This is a genomic window from Niastella populi, from assembly GCF_002078015.1.
Taxonomy (GTDB): Bacteria; Bacteroidota; Bacteroidia; order Chitinophagales; family Chitinophagaceae; genus Niastella; species Niastella populi.
This window is the reverse complement of record NZ_LWBP01000067.1, coordinates 80,624-96,795: the sequence shown is the minus strand read 5'-3', so window position 1 is coordinate 96,795 and position 16,172 is coordinate 80,624. Positions and strand designations below refer to the sequence as shown.

Here is a 16,172-nt window from a genome sequence, read left to right as displayed (position 1 = left end):
ATGTCTTCGAACGAAAAGGCTGTAGCCGAAAAGTTATTACAAAGTAATGCTATTAAATTAAATCCCGCACAACCCTTTACCTGGGCCTCGGGATGGAAAAGCCCCATTTACTGCGATAACCGCCGGGTATTATCATTTCCCTTCATTCGCGATTTTATAAAATCGGAAATGTGCAATGTGATCTTCCAGGATTTTCCCGAAGGTGAGTTGCTGGCCGGGGTAGCAACCGCAGGTATTGCCTGGGGCGCTATGGCTGCCGACCAGTTGAAGCTGCCTTATATATATGTACGCCCAAAACCAAAAGAACATGGATTGGGCAACCAGATAGAAGGATATTATACGGCCGGCCAAAAAGTGGTGATCATCGAGGACCTCATTTCAACCGGTAAAAGCAGTTTGCAGGTGGTGGATGTGGCGAAGGCGGCAGGCCTGGAAGTGCTGGGAATGGTGTCGATCTTTACCTACGGTTTTCCGGTGGCAACCGAAAATTTTGCCAAAGCCGGGGTGCCATATATCTCTCTTACCAACTACGGAAGCCTCATAGAACTGGCCGTTGAAAAAGGCGTTGTTTCTGCCGACCAACAGGAAATTCTAATGGAATGGCGGAAGGATCCGGCCAACTGGACAGGGAAATAAGTTAACGGGTTCACTAATTAACAAGTTGACTGGTAAACCCGGTGACCCATAAAAAAAACCGCCTGCAGGCGGTTTTTTTTATATAGAAATTTTATTAATAGCTACTACATACCGCCGCCGTCTTCAGGCTTTTTACAGCATTTGGGCAGTTTTTCGTATGCGTCAGGTTCTGCCTTTACATCATCGGCATCATACCCTGCATTGGCGATGGCGGCCTTAATATTTTCCGCATTGGTACGCTCTGCATAAAAGGTAACTTTAGTAACATGCTTCTTGAAATCTACATTCGATTTCTGAACTCCATCTTCGCGTTTCAGGTATGCCTCAATGCGTTTTTTGCAACTTTCGCATTGAACGGTTGGGGTTTGAATGGTTACAGTTTGAATCCCTTTTTTAACCTGTGAGGAAGCGAAGGTGGTAATTCCCATAACGGCGATGGCCAGTAAAAGTAATTTCTTCATACCACTTGTTTTTCCAAAAGTAATTATTTCAGCACATCATTTTCGTTAATTTTTTATCAATGGCGCCAGGCAAAAACAAACGCGCCGGCAGGCAAATAATACGATTGGCCGGCGGGTAACTTTCGGTCGTAAGTATCCGTGGGCGAGCGCAGGCGTTGCTTTTTTTAAGCGCACATTTTTAATGCAACGCCGAAAAATTTGCCGCCAACATGACATAAAAATGAAACGATCAGCCGCCGGTTTTCCGGGCAAACCACGTAGTTTTTTAACGATAGAAAACCGGTGCAAACGGAAACGGGAAGCCGCCTTTTTAGCCAGGACTTCAAAATTGGCCGCACTAAAATTCATTCACCACCGCAAAAAATTTTATCAAAATTGAGCAGTTGCCGACCAGTTTGCCATGTTAATGGAAGGTCGGTTTTTTAATAAATGGTCAACAGGTTCACCAAAAAATGGGCGGTTCCTGGTCAGCGATTGTCGATCACCGGTTGTACTTTTTTCAAAACCGGTCAATAGGCGGGGTGGGATGGAGCGATATTTTTGAACTGGCGGCCTTGTTATTTTTTGATCTGCTCAAAGAATGATCTTCGTCAGGCAGTCAAAAAAAATTCCTGAATTCTTTAAAATGGTTGCATACCGCAAAAATTTTTTTCGAAATATTTTCCGGTAAAACGGCTGCTCCAATTTTTGGAAAGAAAGGCTTTTTGAATTTGGAACCAGGTAACTGATTCCAAATTTTGGAATTTTAATTATTGAGAAAAATGCCCCGACTCCCGGGTCTTAAAATTTGATTTTTTGCATGCCGGCATACCTGATCGGGTAGTTTATAAATAATCCGCCGCGACCAACTTTTGCACTTCCGTCCAGTTTAATATGTACACTGTCCTGACCCGCCGCCAGGGTTTGTATCAATCCGATAGCGGTATTATTCATGTCGACTTTTAAAACCACCGGCAACAAAAAGGTATCTTTTTTAGGAATCTGGATGCTTGAGTCAAGGGTCGTTTTTCCAAAATAACTGTTGTTGGCATACACGTCAACCGACCCTCCTTTCATGGTCACGGGGTACCGGTTCGGATTATAAAATTCCACGTCTGCCCCCACCGTCGATTCCTTCAACCCGAATTTGATCACCTTAAAATTTCTCACGCCGAGATAATCGAAGCCTGTCGGTTTGGCACAGCCAACTGCCAGCAAGGGTAGGAGCAACCACCAGCTAATTTTTTGCATGTCGATGATTTTTAGGCCACAATGTACCGGATAAATTTTTCCGGCCAAAAAAGGGATCGTACTTTAGGTTTTTCTTTGCTAAGAACTTTAGATTTAGAGGCCTCAAAATTTACAAAAAAGCCCAAAATCGACTGCCAGTATTTTTAGTAGATGTTATTTGAAGTAAAATTTTAATTATCAGATAAAATACATGGTTTAATTATAATTAAAATACCAAATTTTAAGCACATAAAATGGATGTTTTTCACTCATTTTGGGCCAATCTTAAACAAAAAATGAGAAAATAGAGATTGTATGAAGTTATTAGTTGAAAGTCAATATTTTCCGAGTGTTACTTTGATGAAAAAGTCAATTGAAGTTTCGAATATAAAATTTGACGAATATGAACCCTGGCGAAAAATGAGTTTCAGGAACCGCTGTGTGGTAGTTGGCTCGCACGGTGCCATCAACCTGAGCATTCCGGTGCTGGAAGGACGCGAGCAGAAAAGGTTGTTGAAAGAAGTGGCCATCGATAACCGGAAACCCTGGCAGGCGCAACATTGGAAAACCATCACCTCCTGTTATAACCGGTCGCCCTGGTTTGCCTTTTTTGAACCCGAGTTAGCCGGCCTGTACCGGCAGCCGGTGGAGCTGTTACATGAGTGGAACCGGATCTGTCTTAACTGGGTTGTGATGAAATTGGGAGCGCCCATTCATGTTGATTATTTGAAATATGTTCCTGGTGAGCAGGATGGGGTGGACGAATCGCAAGTGGTTGACTGGCGGAATAAAATAACCCCCAAAAGCATTCAGACCGACTTCCCTGACCCGGTTCGTTACCACCAGGTTTTTGAAGAACGGATAGGATTTATTCCTCATGTTTCCATTTTAGACCTGTTGTTTTGCGAAGGCAAAAATGCCCGCCATATCCTGGGTTCGAAAGCTTAAGATGCGCCGGTTAACAGAAAAATTCCAAATTTTGGAAATGGGAAAATCGATCGGGTTACAAAAAAGCAGGGAGCGTATGGTTTATAGGAGCCTGACCGATTCAGGTATTTTTTTACATTTTGTTGTACTCTTTTAGAAATTTGTTGCAGCAACTTTAGATGTTTAGATGTCTGTAGATTATCAGTTAGTCACACATCTGGTTGTGAATTTTTAATACCGGTGAAATTGAGGAGAGTGGTTGTACAAGGGAAAGTTTTTTTACAGGTGCGGTGAATGGACAAGCCGGTGAATTTACACAGTGACTTAATGATCGTTATGACGAAGCGGCCTCCCGGAAAGTAATAAAAGGGAGGATACTGATAAAAGTTTTGAGGGTGTTACACCCGTATCGATTTTGGTAATGTCTGCGTAACCAATACCAACTGCGAACAACAAATCCCGCTAACAGCGGGATTTTGTTTTATATAGAATAGCCTTAGGAATTACCTTCATAAAGTCTTCCGCCGCCTTATAAATCAGCCAAATAAATCTGCCATAAAGTCACTCCGTCAGCTTAAGTCGTTCCGCGGGATACCTGCCCGGTATTTGTCTTTATTTATATGTGTTCCTCGCCAACTTTTTAAAATATATGAATAAGTATTTGCCTTTATCATTGGCTTAGTAGTTTTCCGTTCGTAGCTTTAGCGCGTGATTTTGTTGTCTTTAATCCGGTCCCGATTGGAAACTGGAAGGTGATTTCCCAGCCAGTCGCCTCCCAGCCAACTTTATCCAATGCACATGACTCATTCCCAAATTTCCTGCCTTATAAAGGCCGGCTTGCAAAGCCGGCCTTGCAGGATGTCTTCTCCTGGTTACCTGTTTATTGCAAGTTGGTAGGTTTATTTGTTGCAGAATTTGCAACGCCTTCCTTTCTTCAGTTCGAAAAGATCGTATCAAAAGAGACCATTTTTAATTTGTTTTTTACCGTTGCCCGGGGTGAAAAAGTGAAAGGGATATCTGAAGGCTCGCTGCTTTTGAACAGGGTTTAATGCAGTGTAATGGGCGCTATTTTGGGTTGCAGAATGCGTGGCAATGTTGAGCGCCGGTTCTTCCCAACGGGCGTTAATGCAGCTGTTAGCGAAATGATTTTGAGTGCTTAAAAACTAACATTTGATATTTTTATATATAATATTGTTCATGTTTGTTCCTGTGTAGATCACAAAAAAATCCCCGCCAACCGGGCGGGGATCTGGTGTCTTATAGCGGGGACTGAGATCTTAAATTTGAACGATTCTCTTTTTCTTACCAGTTGTGTGCTTACATTCTTTCTTCTTCTCCTGCTCCATTTTTTTGAGCTCCTCATGTTGCCGTAACCGGTCCATCAATATTCGCTGCTGGGCCTCTTTGATCCGTTCCTGTTGAATGGCGCGCTCATTTTGAGAACGGCTTAACTGCACGGTGAAAGCATTGCGCATTTTCTGTATCTCGTTGTTGGCTTCTTCCATTGCATTTTCGGATTCATCGTCCATTTTCTTCCAGTCTATCTGCGACATGGCTTTTTCTATTTCCGCCTGTATCTGGCTGATATTTACTTTCATGCCCTGGGCCTTAAGCGTTGATTCCAGCTTTTTCCAGTCAACCTGCTGCAAAGCCTGCATCGATCTTTCCATGGCCAGTTTTGCCTTTACATCGCTTTGGGTCATTATATATTTTTTGGGCAGGGAAGTGTCTTCAACCGCCTGGAAATAAAAACTGCTTCCGGGCACATAGGGGTAAACTTCCTGTGCCGGGGGAAGTTGAGGATCGGGCGTATTAAATTCCGGTAAGGAATAATTCACTATCTGTACATTATTTACAAAAGCCATTTCTTCCGGCAACTCTTCCAGGCGTTTGGTAAGCGCCGCCAGCCTGGCTTCGGTGGTTAGTTCAATGAGCTGCTCCAGCTTTTTAAATGGGTCTTTTGTTTCATTGTTCTGTTTTGTACAGGCTGTATGTTGTTTTTTCGGCGTTTCATTAGCTGCTACGAATGTTACAGGAGCTGCTATTGACGCTTTTGCAGGCGGGGTAACAAAAGTTTGCACGGTTTCAATAGCCGCGGTTTGTTCGCGGGTGGCGTCCAGTTTTTTTATAATTATGTTACCGGGATTGTACCAGCCAATAAAGGCAATGAGCAGGGTAGAGAGCAGGTAGGCCACCAGTTTTTGACTGAATGGGTTGCCAACCTGTTCATTGCCGAGGATGCGTTTTACCCGGTTCAGTAAAAAGTGTTTGTCTTTTCCTGTAGCTGCCAGGGCTAATGCACTGGTATTGATGCGGTTCTGCTCAAGAGTAAGCAATGCGCGGGCATAGCTTTGGGGCTCATAACGAAATTGAAGCACCAGGTCGTCGCAGCAGTTTTCGCGCTCTTTGCGAATGATGGAAGTGAGCAAACGGGCGAATGGGTTGAAGAACAGGATCACATCCACGCAGGCGATCAGCAGGTTCACCAGGTAATCGTTGCGGCGGATATGGTTCAGCTCATGCAGGATAATTGCCTCGGCCTGATGTAGCGACAGGTGGTTTACCGCCGCCACCGGTAATAAAATAATTGGTTTGAATACGCCGAGGGTAACCGGGGTGTCAACCAGCGAGGAAAGCCAGATCTGCACATTTTTTTTGATGCTCATGTGCTGAACAGCCTGTTGCAGAAAGATCCTCCATTCAGGATCGGCTTTTTGTAAACCGGTGGTAAACAACCGTTGAGTATGGCGGTATTGAAAATAAAATCGAATGAAAAGGAAGGCGGCTGCCAGTAAATAGCACAGCGATAAAAAGGGGAGCGCCGGTTCAAACCATTGGTTAATGAAACCCGGCCACAAACCGGTAGCGGGGTCATTCTCTACATAAATGGTTATCACCTGCGGCCCGCTGGCTGCTTTGTACAGGTTAACGACCAGGGTTCCCAAAAACCAAAGCGAACCGCCGGCCAGTGATAACAGGGCTATTGCATGTCGTTGACGGGATAGCAACTTTTTTCCGCCCATGGTTATTGCCAGGTACGCAAGCCACAACAACGCCATTTGCCATAAGCTGTTCAGTAATGCCCATCCCAACGCTTTAAGAAAAGCAGATTGGTACAACAGATTCATGTATTACTATTGTTTTTTCAGATTGTCGAGAATTTTCTGGATCTCCTCCAGTTCTTCTGCCGATGCTTTGTGGTTGCCCAGCGCCTGCATTACCAGTTCCCCGGGCGATCCGCCAAAGACGGTATCGATCATTTTGTTCAAAAGATGTTTTTGGGTTTTTTCCTTGCTCACCGCGGCCTGGTAAATATGCGTTTTGATGCTATCGTCGCGTTTAACCAGTCCTTTTTCATGCATGATCTGCATAAGTTTCAGGGTAGTGGTGTAGCCGGCTTCTTTGGTTTGCAGTAATTCCTCATGCACTTCACGAACGCTGGCATTGCCCTTCTTCCATAAGATCTGCAGTATCTCCAACTCGCTTTCTGTGGGTTTTATAGTTTTTGTAGTAGCCATAAGTGGAACAACATTTGTCTAAAAATACGACAAATTTCGTAAGGTTTTGTTAATACAATTTAAATAACACGAAGAATTTCGTGGATAGTATTTCGATGGGTGGTCGGGGGGCGGGAGGAAGGGGACTGGCGGTTGATAAGTTGAGGCCGGCGTACCTGTACTGATAACCTTTACTGTCAATACTGTATCTCAATACCTCACAAAGAGTCATTGGAGTTGCACCCGAATTGCATAGGAATTGCATAGCAGCCCTGCTATCCGGTGCAATCTGGCGTAAAGCCGATGCTGGAAAAGGGCGCTTTAGACCGCAAACCACGGCCTGGCGTACAGGTAATTAAGGGGGATGTAGTGAATTTGGACTAAGAACTATGAACTGTGAACTGAGAACTATGAACTATGAACTGAGAACTGAGAATCAGCAGCTTTCTTAAGTTCCCGGGTTGTCTTTCCTGTTCCGTTGTGGCTCCAGCCTGGCGGGCGAAACAGGTATTTTATGCCATTGCGGAGCGAACCCGCATGCCGGGCCTGCCTGAACATATCGCCCCATTCTTTAAAGGCTATGCGCACCGGGTTGTACGTTTCAATGTTTTTGGTAAGTCCGTACCTGGGCCGTTCTTCCTCCGGTTGAAAAGTGCCGAATAACCGGTCCCAGATAATGAGTACGCCGCCATGGTTCTTATCGAGGTATTTCAGATTGCTGCCGTGGTGCACCCGGTGGTGGCTGGGCGTATTGAAAATAAACTCAATAGGACGCGGCAACAGGTGAATGGCTTCGGTATGGATCCAGAACTGGTAAATAAGGCTGATCTGTTGCATCAGCATTACCACAAGGGGATGAAAGCCCAGCAACGGCATCCACATCCAGAATATAAAACTGCCGGTCAGGTTACCCGTCCAGGTTTGGCGCAATGCGGTAGACAGGTTATAGCGCTGGGAGGAGTGATGCACCACATGCGACGCCCAGAACCAGCGCATATTATGGGAAGTATAATGAAACCAGTAGTAGGAAAGATCGTCGGCGAAGAAAGCCAGCACCCACATCCACCAGGTGAAGGGCAGCGTGAACAGCCGGAATTTGTATACCAGTATAAAAGCGCCAAAAACGACTAATTTCGACACAAATCCCGATATCACATTGCCGATGCCCATAGCCAGACTGCTGAAGGTGTCCTTCACCTCATAGTAGTCCTTTTGTTCCCTCCGGGAATACCATGCTTCCAGCAGCAGCAGTACCACAAAACCGGGTATCGCAAAATAGAGGATCTCAGGAGCCATAGGCAGGCAGTTTAATGGAGCAATATCATGGCAAAAGTAGATTTTTTTCTACATCCGTCTTTTACCAACCGGCTTGTACCACAATCCGTAACATGGTATAATTGATGTAATTAAACTATCGGCACTTATAAAGCGTTAATTATCATTACCCTTTCATCAGCCAATATGCATGTAGCGCTTAAATATATACTTTGTTTCAGTTGTTTTACCGGGCTTCTTGCCCCGGTGCGGGGGCAGGACAGCACAAAGAAGAAGAAGTCCCGTATCGGCTCGTTTGCCAGGGATGTATACCAGAATTTCCTGGTGGTTGGTGAAAAGAGGCAGGACTCTACCTTTTTCCAACGAAGTGAAGAAGGGTACCGGCCATTTGCCGGTAAGGTTATCCGGCGCATCATTATCCGCAATTTGTCATTTGGTGAAAATGTAAATGATACCTCCCAGTCGATAATCAGTACGCTTACAAGAACAGCCGACCGGTTACAGAGCAATACCCAGGATTGGGTGATCAGGGAATTGTTGTTTGTGAAAAAAGGACAACTGGCAGATCCTTACCTGCTGGCGGATAATGAACGTTTCCTGCGTGATCAAAACTTTATCAAGGATGCGCGTATCATACTGCGTCATGTAGCGGAAGACTCTGTTGATGTGTATATACGTTTGCGCGATGTGTTTAGCTGGGGGGCAGAAGTAAAAGCATCGGGTATCAGGGATTTTCAACTATCGGTATATGATGCCAATTTCCTCGGCATGGCGCAGCGCCTCGAACTTACGGGGTTATACGATCGTACCCGCAGCCCCGCCATAGGGCCGCAGGTAACATATCGGAAAACCAGTATTGCCGGTTCATTCATCAATGTAGCGGCGGCCTATACAACCATCGATAAAGGCGCTTCGCTGGGCACAGAGAACGAACGGGCGTATTATCTCAAGCTCGACCGGCCGCTGTATACACCCAATGCCCGTTTTGCCGGCGGGCTTGAATTAAGCTGGAACCGGAGCACTAACGTGTATCAAAAACCGGAAACACTGTTCAGTAATTATAAATATCATTTTGGCGATGTGTGGCTGGGGTATAACATTGGGATGTACAAACAAAAGAAACAGAGGGAGGATGACCGGCGGCGCCGGTTTGTATCTGTTAGATATTTTGACCAGCAGTTTGTTCAACCGCCCAGGCGTGATACATTTGATGTGCGGTATGTTGACAAACGATATATATTGGGGCAGTTCACCTGGTATAAGATAAACTTTTATCGAACGAATTATATTTATGGTTTCGGAAGAACCGAAGATATTCCGGTTGGTATGGTGCGTAAGATAACTATTGGGCCGGCCCAAACCGATTCAATTCGGCGTTTATATGCAGGGTGGGAGTATTCGCATTGGCTGATAGACAAACGTAATAACTACTGGAACTATCTCGTAGCGTTGGGCACCAATTATTACCGGAAGGAATGGCAGGACAACAGTGCTTTTTTAAACTTTTCCTGGTTCAGCCGTTTGTATGAAACCCCCCAATACAAATTCAGGCAGTTTGCCAATATAAGTTATGCCGGTATTTATAACCTCAGGGTGTATGAGCCGCTATATATAAACAATGAATTCGGTCTTGAGCGTTTCAATACCGACAGCGTAAGGTCAACACACCGGTATTCTCTTGGTACTGAAAGCAGCATGTTCACCCGATGGAGCCTGCTTGGTTTTAAGATCGGTTTTTTTGCCTTTACCAGGGCCACCTGGATGACGCCTGAAAATACAGGAATGTGGCGCGGTGGTTTTTTTCCGGCGGTTGGCGGCGGTGTTCGTACCCGTAACGAAAACCTCATCTTCGGTACAATTGAAGCCCGCTTTACCTGGTTCCCGCGCACGTTGTTCGGTGTAAACAATTTTACACTCAGGCTTAGCAGTAATTTAAGATTGAAGTTTACCGGTTCGTTTGTTGAACCGCCGTGGTTTGCTGCATTGAGATGATGGAGTAGGTTAACGAGTTAACGAGTTGACGTGTTAACGAGTTGACGAGTTAACGAGTTGACGTGTTGACGTGTTGACGTGTTGACGTGTTGACGTGTTGACGAGTTGAGTTGACAAGTTAACGAGTTGAGTTGACGAGTTGATAAGTTGATAAGTGGAAAGGCGGCAGTAACAAATACAAATCGGAAAGTACGAAGTAATAAGTTTTATAAGGGTAAACATGTATAAGCGTGAGAGATACTATTTCAAACGAAGATCTTTTTATAGGTGCTGCTTTAGTGGCAGGTGCTTTAAAAAAAAGGGTCCCCGATGTAGAAACATGGGGACGTTGGTATTTGGTATGATATAGTGCCTTAAGTTGTTACACCAAAGATAATGTCGTTGATTGAATATTTTAAGAATTTTTTTTGCTATTCTTAATTAAGCTTTTTTTCTATTGTATAAGTATTTGTTATGTCACGGTTATGTGCAGGTATAACAGATTTCTTTTCTTTGTTTACAGTATGCGTATCACCGTTACTGTACAGCTGGGCAAGGGTTGGCGCAATAACCAGCGACACAATTGACATTAATTTTATAAGTATGTTCATCGATGGGCCAGAGGTATCTTTGAACGGATCACCAACGGTATCACCGGTTACGGATGCCTTATGCGGCTCGCTTTTTTTGTAATAGGTTTGGCCGTTGATCTCCACCCCTTTTTCAAAAGATTTTTTAGCATTGTCCCAGGCGCCGCCGGCGTTGTTCTGGAACATACCCATCAACACACCGCTAACGGTGGCGCCTGCCAGGAAACCGCCGAGAGCTTCGGGCCCCATTAAGAAACCGATGATAAGCGGTGAAACAATGGCGATAGCCCCGGGCAGCATCATTTTTTTGATAGAAGCGTCGGTAGAGATGGCTACGCATTTGTCGTATTCGGGTTTGCCTTTACCTTCCATGATGCCGGGAATGGTTCTGAACTGGCGGCGCACTTCTTCCACCATCGCCATGGCTGCCTGCCCTACGGCGCGTATAGCCAGCGAAGAGAAGATGAAGGGGATCATACCACCCACGAACAGGGCAGCCAGCACATCGGCCTTATAAATGTTTATACCGGGTATGCGGGCAACGCCTACGAATGCGGCGAACAGGGCCAGGGCGGTAAGGGCGGCAGATGCGATAGCGAACCCTTTACCGGTAGCTGCGGTAGTGTTGCCTACGGCATCCAGTACGTCGGTCTTTTCGCGTACCTCTTTCGGTAATTCGCTCATTTCGGCAATTCCACCGGCGTTATCGGCAATAGGGCCGAAGGCGTCGATAGCCAACTGCATGGCTGTTGTGGCCATCATACCGGCAGCGGCAATACCCACACCATACAAACCGGCGCACATATAAGAACCCCAGATACCGCCTGCCAGCACCAGAATGGGTAAGAATGTAGATTCCATACCTACCGCCAGACCACCGATTACGTTGGTGGCATGGCCGGTACCCGACTGACGCACGATACTCAGTACCGGGCGTTTACCCATGGCAGTATAATATTCGGTAATGATACTCATTAATGTACCTACAACAAGACCAACCACGATGGCGCCGAGAATGCCTTCGCGGGTGAAGGTTTTGGCGCCTTCAACCAGTGATCCGTTTATGGTATCGCGTACCAGGTGAAACTCACCGGCGGGCAGTATCCAGAACACCAGCGCTACGGAGGCGATAGCGGTAAGGATGATAGAGCCCCAGTTACCCATGTTCAGCGCTTTTTGCACGGTGTTGGTATTTACACCGGCCGATTCGCTGATGCGTACAAAGAGGGTACCTATTATTGAAAACAAAATACCTGCACCGGCTATCAGCATAGGCAGTAATATCAGTGAATAACCATTGAACAGGTCGTTGGTTACAACCGCTTCCTGTCCCAGTACCATGGTAGCTAATACGGTGGCCACATAAGAACCGAAGAGGTCGGCGCCCATACCGGCTACATCGCCCACGTTGTCGCCAACGTTATCGGCAATGGTAGCGGGGTTGCGCGGATCGTCTTCCGGAATGCCGGCTTCCACTTTCCCTACGAGGTCAGCGCCAACGTCGGCCGCTTTGGTATAAATACCACCGCCAACACGGGCAAACAGGGCAATGGATTCAGCACCCAGTGAAAAGCCGGTAAGCACTTCAATGGTCCTGATCATTTCCTCTGAGTTCACTGATGCTTCGGGAGCAAAGAGGGTTTTAAGGATGATGAATAAACCGCTTAAACCCAGTACGGCCAAACCGGCAACACCCAAACCCATCACAGAGCCGCCGGTAAAGGATACCGCAAGGGCTTTGCTTAAACTGGTACGGGCGGCGTGCGCGGTACGTACGTTTGCCTTGGTGGCTACGCGCATACCGATGTAACCGGCTGTAGCGCTGAAAACGGCGCCAATAACGAATGCCAAAGCAATTGCCCAATGTGAATTGGGATTGGCACTTGCCATTACGCCAAGCAATAGGGCTACGATCACAACGAAGTAACCCAGGATCTTCCATTCGGCCCGTAAAAAGGCCATTGCACCTTGTGCTATGTATGTGCTGATTTCTTTCATGCGGTCGGAGCCCGCTTCTTGTTTTGAAACCCAGTTGAATTTGATGAAAGTATACAGCAAGCCGAGGATGCCCATGAGTGGCACCAGATAGAACAGTTTGTCCATAGTTTTGATCTTGTTCTCTTGATTTTTACGAGATTGACGAAGATAGGGGAAAACGGCTTAAATTTAAAACGGGATTGCGTTTCAGCGGATTGCGAAATTCGTTTTTAATGCCGTTAGGGCAGGTTGGGGAAAAGCTGTGATAAAAAAAGCTGAAAGCAAATACAGCTGTAAGCTGCAAGCTGCAAGCGGCAAGCAAATACAGCTGCAAGCTTCAAGCGGCAAGCAAATACAGCTGCAAGTTTCAAGCCGCAAGCACTTAAAGGTATTCAAATCAGGAGGCCGCGTCATACGACGCGGCCTCCTGACATTGTTTTCCATTATGACATTATCAAATCATCACATTATTAAATTGACTAATTGTTCTTCTTTTTCTTCAATCCCTCGAACAGCCCCTTAATTGATTCCTTCGCTTTTTGCTCGTTGCTTTTGGGCGGGGTGCTGTCTTTATGTGAAGCGGTATCTTTTTTACCAAAAAGCTGTTTGGCCAGTTGATCTTTGGCTTCCTGCACGGCCTGGTTTTTCATCGATTTCAATGTATCCTTTGCGGCACTCACGGCGGCGGCTTTGGCGCTGTCTGCAGCGGCCTTCTTAGCGGCTATCAACTCCTGCGCCTGGTTCTTCATTTCATCGGCCAGGCTGCTGCCTGAACCCGCCAGGTCGGTCTTTACAGTGGGGTTGGTTATTGAACCGCCCATATTCACTTTAAAGCTGATCACGTCGCTTACTTTAAGGGGAATGCCTTTATTGGAGGCCTGCGTTACCAGGTTATTCACGAGCGCGTTGGCCTTGCTGCCCAGTTTTTCGCGCGGCACTTTCATGTTGATCACGTAATCGATCGACTGATCGAGGCCGTGTTTGCCGCCAATTTCCATATCAACATCCTGCACCTTTACATTGAAAGGTTTTACAAACACTTTTCCATCGGCCACATCGAAATAACTTTTTACATCTTTCAGCGAGATCTGTTTCAGGCTTTGGATGTCGAGCACGGCTGCGAGTTTCTCCAGGGGGGCAAATTTGTTCAGCACACCTTCCAGCAGCAGCAGCGAACCGTTACCGGTGATGGTGCTCAGATCGGGCATCATGGTTTCACCCAGCTTACCGTTCATGGTGAGCTTTGAGGTGAGCTTACCGTCAATGAACTGGCCAACAGGCATCAGCTTTTGCACCGTGTTGAAGGCAAAAAAGGTTTTCTGAATATCGAGGTTCTGCACATCATAGGTAAGCGAAATGTCGGGTTTCTTTTTGCTCAGCCTGGTAGAATAGGAGCCGCCCAGCGCTATGGAGCCGTCGAGCGCCTGCATTTTTACGTCTTTCAACCCAACCGTTTCATCTTTTACCTGCAGCGTACCGGTTATGTTGTTGTATTGTACTTTATCGTATTTAACGCTGCCTGCTTTTGCATTCAGCGTAAGGTTGATGTTTTTGGGAACGGCAAATGGTTCGCCGGCCGGTGCACTACCGGTGGCGGCTACCGTATCTTTTGTTTCCGGCGCCGGAGTGGTGCCTTCGGAGGTAGCGCCCATTAATTTGTTCAGATCAACTTTGTCGGCCGTTACGTTCAGTGTACCGGCAAGCGTTTCGTCTTTCAACGCATACCCTATGAGGTTGTCGAATGTGCCATTGGCGTTGAAGTTGGTTCCCAGAAAACTGCCGGTAACGTCATTCACCGTTACGTTCTTTGGGTTGAAGGTAAGCTGGGTGTTCTTTACGTTAACGCCATCGGGGTAATCTTTCGATTTATAACTTACATTGGTGGCCTGTACGGTACCCGCGGTTTGAATGGCATCGTACTGGCTTTTATCGATGAATGATTTTTTACCCTTTACCGATACATTGGCCTGCAGGTTACCGGCCAGTGAGGTACCGGGTTCGAATTTATAGAACTGCGCTACGTTGCCGAGGTTGAAACTGCCTTTGGCGGTTCCGTCAAAGTACGGGTCCGATGCCAGCGTTTTAAGCAGCAGGGTTAGGTCAACCACATCTTTTCCTATCTCTGCGTGTGCCGCGGGAATAGTGATCACCGCATGGTCGGCCAGGCCGTCAGGGCTTTCAAAATTTATTCTGGCGCTGGTGTTTTGAATGGGTTGCGGAAAATCTTTCGATGAGTAATACAGTTTGTTGATGTCGATATAGCCTTTGGCAGTGAATTCACCGGGTTGTTGTTTTTGTACAACGGCAAGGCTTCCCTTTGCCTGTACATCAGCATCAACGGTGCCGGCGAGTTTGGTACCGGGCAGTTTTACAAACTGGGTAATGGTGGCCAGGTCGAGCTTGCCTTTCAGGCCGGCATCGATGTACCGGGCGGTCATCGGTTTTTGAAACTGTACATGAAAATCGAAAGGATCGTTACCAAATTCAATATGACCTTTAAGAATGTTTAAAGCGAGGTTATCTGTCGCTCCATCGGGATTATCTACCGTCATCTGTATGTTTATGTTCTTAACAGGCTTGGGCAGATCGGGATACTGGAAGAACCCATCCTGTACGTCGAGCGCAATATTATACGCGGGCATTTGCGTATTGCTCATGGTTCCTTTTACAAAACCATTGAAATGGGCTTTACCGCTTGTTTTTATTTTTTCGAAGTCCTGTGCATATACGGCAGGTATCAGCGACAGGATGCTTTTAAAATCGGTTGAGGGCGCTTTAAAGCTAAGGTCCATATTGTAGGTGCTGTCGTTCACCAGCTGAAAAAAACCTTCTGTTGCGAGCTTTAAATCGTTCAGGGCTATTTCATCGGTCTTCCAGGTGTATTTGCTGTTCTTTGCGTCCACTTCCACATCGAGATCGATCCCGGTTTGGGTTTTGTTGAGATAGGGAATGCCGCCATAGATGAACGTTACTGCATCTGCCTTTGTATTTGTTTTCAGCGTAAACAGGTCAGCAGTAAAATCGCCGCTGCCTTCGTGCGTAAGGTTCACCAGTTCGGTGCTCATGCCCGTAGCGGCGTCATCATATGAAATGTAGGCGTTGTTGATCTCATAGTGTTGCAGGTTCATCTGGAAAGGGGATGCGGCTGCGGTATCTTCGGGTGTGGCGGCCGCCGTATCGGGTTTCACAATATCATAGTTTGCCCGGCCCTCTTTGGTAACAATCACATGAATACGCGGCTCATCTATATTAACCGAATAAATTTTCATATTCTTGCCGCCGATTACGCTGAACAGGTTCACGGCCACATCGATCTCCTTGGCGCTGATAAGGGTATCTTTGGCGAAAATATCGGTGCCAGTTACCTGCAGTTCTTCCAGTGCTACCGACACGCGGGGAAAGTGACGGAAGAACGAGAGATCGAGGTCTTTAAAATTAACCCGGGCGTTTAAGTTTTTATTGATTTGTTCCTTGGCGATGGCAATGATCTTGCCTTTGAAAATAAAAGGCGCCACAAACAGGATCAGAAGTAGTACGGCTAGTGAAATACCGGTGATCTTAGCGATTTTTTTGAGCATAGGTAATTGGTTTACTTGCTATTATGGAATGTAAGATAGTCGAAAAAGAGG

General features: G+C 46.3%; 10 protein-coding genes. 3 read left to right on the top strand and 7 right to left on the bottom strand.

Annotated elements, in window-relative coordinates:
* Positions 1 to 636 (top strand): orotate phosphoribosyltransferase, encoded by a 636-nt coding sequence (pyrE, locus tag A4R26_RS07810; RefSeq protein ID WP_081163235.1) that lies wholly within the window; start codon positions 1 to 3, stop codon positions 634 to 636.
* Between the two features lie 104 nt (positions 637 to 740).
* Here the strand turns inward: pyrE and A4R26_RS07805 are convergent, their stop codons facing one another.
* Together A4R26_RS07805 and A4R26_RS07795 are read right to left on the bottom strand one after the other, a co-directional pair.
* Entirely contained in the window at positions 741 to 1,097 is a 357-nt protein-coding gene (locus A4R26_RS07805; protein ID WP_081163234.1) for a heavy-metal-associated domain-containing protein, read from the bottom strand.
* A 780-nt stretch (positions 1,098 to 1,877) separates the two neighbouring features.
* Positions 1,878 to 2,375 carry an LEA/WHy family protein gene (locus tag A4R26_RS07795; RefSeq protein ID WP_133054586.1) on the bottom strand — a complete coding sequence of 166 codons (498 nt, stop codon included), beginning with the start codon at positions 2,373 to 2,375 and terminating at the stop codon, positions 1,878 to 1,880.
* Between the two features lie 246 nt (positions 2,376 to 2,621).
* Here A4R26_RS07795 and A4R26_RS07790 point away from each other — a divergent pair, with 246 nt between their 5' ends.
* Positions 2,622 to 3,254, top strand: a complete 633-nt coding sequence (locus A4R26_RS07790) for a WbqC family protein (protein ID WP_081163229.1) — start codon at positions 2,622 to 2,624, stop codon at positions 3,252 to 3,254.
* A gap of 1,256 nt (positions 3,255 to 4,510) precedes the next feature.
* On the opposite strand, the gene A4R26_RS07780 is transcribed toward A4R26_RS07790, so the two are convergent.
* From A4R26_RS07780 to A4R26_RS07770, 3 genes are all read right to left on the bottom strand, one after another.
* Positions 4,511 to 6,361 carry a M56 family metallopeptidase gene (locus A4R26_RS07780; RefSeq protein ID WP_081163224.1) on the bottom strand — a complete coding sequence of 617 codons (1,851 nt, stop codon included), beginning with the start codon at positions 6,359 to 6,361 and terminating at the stop codon, positions 4,511 to 4,513.
* A 6-nt stretch (positions 6,362 to 6,367) separates the two neighbouring features.
* A complete protein-coding gene (locus tag A4R26_RS07775) occupies positions 6,368 to 6,751 on the bottom strand; it encodes a BlaI/MecI/CopY family transcriptional regulator (RefSeq protein WP_081163221.1) in 384 nt (127 codons plus the stop codon).
* A gap of 387 nt (positions 6,752 to 7,138) precedes the next feature.
* On the bottom strand, positions 7,139 to 8,026 hold the full coding sequence (locus A4R26_RS07770; RefSeq protein WP_081163217.1) for a sterol desaturase family protein: 888 nt from the start codon (positions 8,024 to 8,026) through the stop codon (positions 7,139 to 7,141).
* Between the two features lie 165 nt (positions 8,027 to 8,191).
* Between A4R26_RS07770 and A4R26_RS07765 the strand changes: the two genes are divergently transcribed.
* Positions 8,192 to 9,997 carry a BamA/TamA family outer membrane protein gene (locus A4R26_RS07765; RefSeq protein WP_081163214.1) on the top strand — a complete coding sequence of 602 codons (1,806 nt, stop codon included), beginning with the start codon at positions 8,192 to 8,194 and terminating at the stop codon, positions 9,995 to 9,997.
* A gap of 416 nt (positions 9,998 to 10,413) precedes the next feature.
* Here A4R26_RS07765 and A4R26_RS07760 read toward each other — a convergent pair whose 3' ends face one another.
* Positions 10,414 to 12,669 (bottom strand): sodium-translocating pyrophosphatase, encoded by a 2,256-nt coding sequence (locus A4R26_RS07760; protein WP_081163210.1) that lies wholly within the window; start codon positions 12,667 to 12,669, stop codon positions 10,414 to 10,416.
* A gap of 353 nt (positions 12,670 to 13,022) precedes the next feature.
* Positions 13,023 to 16,121 (bottom strand): AsmA-like C-terminal region-containing protein, encoded by a 3,099-nt coding sequence (locus tag A4R26_RS07755; RefSeq protein WP_081163207.1) that lies wholly within the window; start codon positions 16,119 to 16,121, stop codon positions 13,023 to 13,025.
* Positions 16,122 to 16,172 lie beyond the last annotated feature (51 nt).

Excerpts from the sequence above, each read along its gene's own strand:
- pyrE (WP_081163235.1), top strand. The coding sequence starts at position 1 with ATGTCTTCGAACGAAAAGGCTGTAGCCGAAAAGTTATTACAAAGTAAT.
- A4R26_RS07805 (WP_081163234.1), bottom strand. The coding sequence starts at position 1,097 with ATGAAGAAATTACTTTTACTGGCCATCGCCGTTATGGGAATTACCACC.
- A4R26_RS07790 (WP_081163229.1), top strand. The coding sequence starts at position 2,622 with ATGAAGTTATTAGTTGAAAGTCAATATTTTCCGAGTGTTACTTTGATG.
- A4R26_RS07780 (WP_081163224.1), bottom strand. The coding sequence starts at position 6,361 with ATGAATCTGTTGTACCAATCTGCTTTTCTTAAAGCGTTGGGATGGGCA.
- A4R26_RS07775 (WP_081163221.1), bottom strand. The coding sequence starts at position 6,751 with ATGGCTACTACAAAAACTATAAAACCCACAGAAAGCGAGTTGGAGATA.
- A4R26_RS07770 (WP_081163217.1), bottom strand. The coding sequence starts at position 8,026 with ATGGCTCCTGAGATCCTCTATTTTGCGATACCCGGTTTTGTGGTACTG.
- A4R26_RS07765 (WP_081163214.1), top strand. The coding sequence starts at position 8,192 with ATGCATGTAGCGCTTAAATATATACTTTGTTTCAGTTGTTTTACCGGG.
- A4R26_RS07760 (WP_081163210.1), bottom strand. The coding sequence starts at position 12,669 with ATGGACAAACTGTTCTATCTGGTGCCACTCATGGGCATCCTCGGCTTG.
- A4R26_RS07755 (WP_081163207.1), bottom strand. The coding sequence starts at position 16,121 with ATGCTCAAAAAAATCGCTAAGATCACCGGTATTTCACTAGCCGTACTA.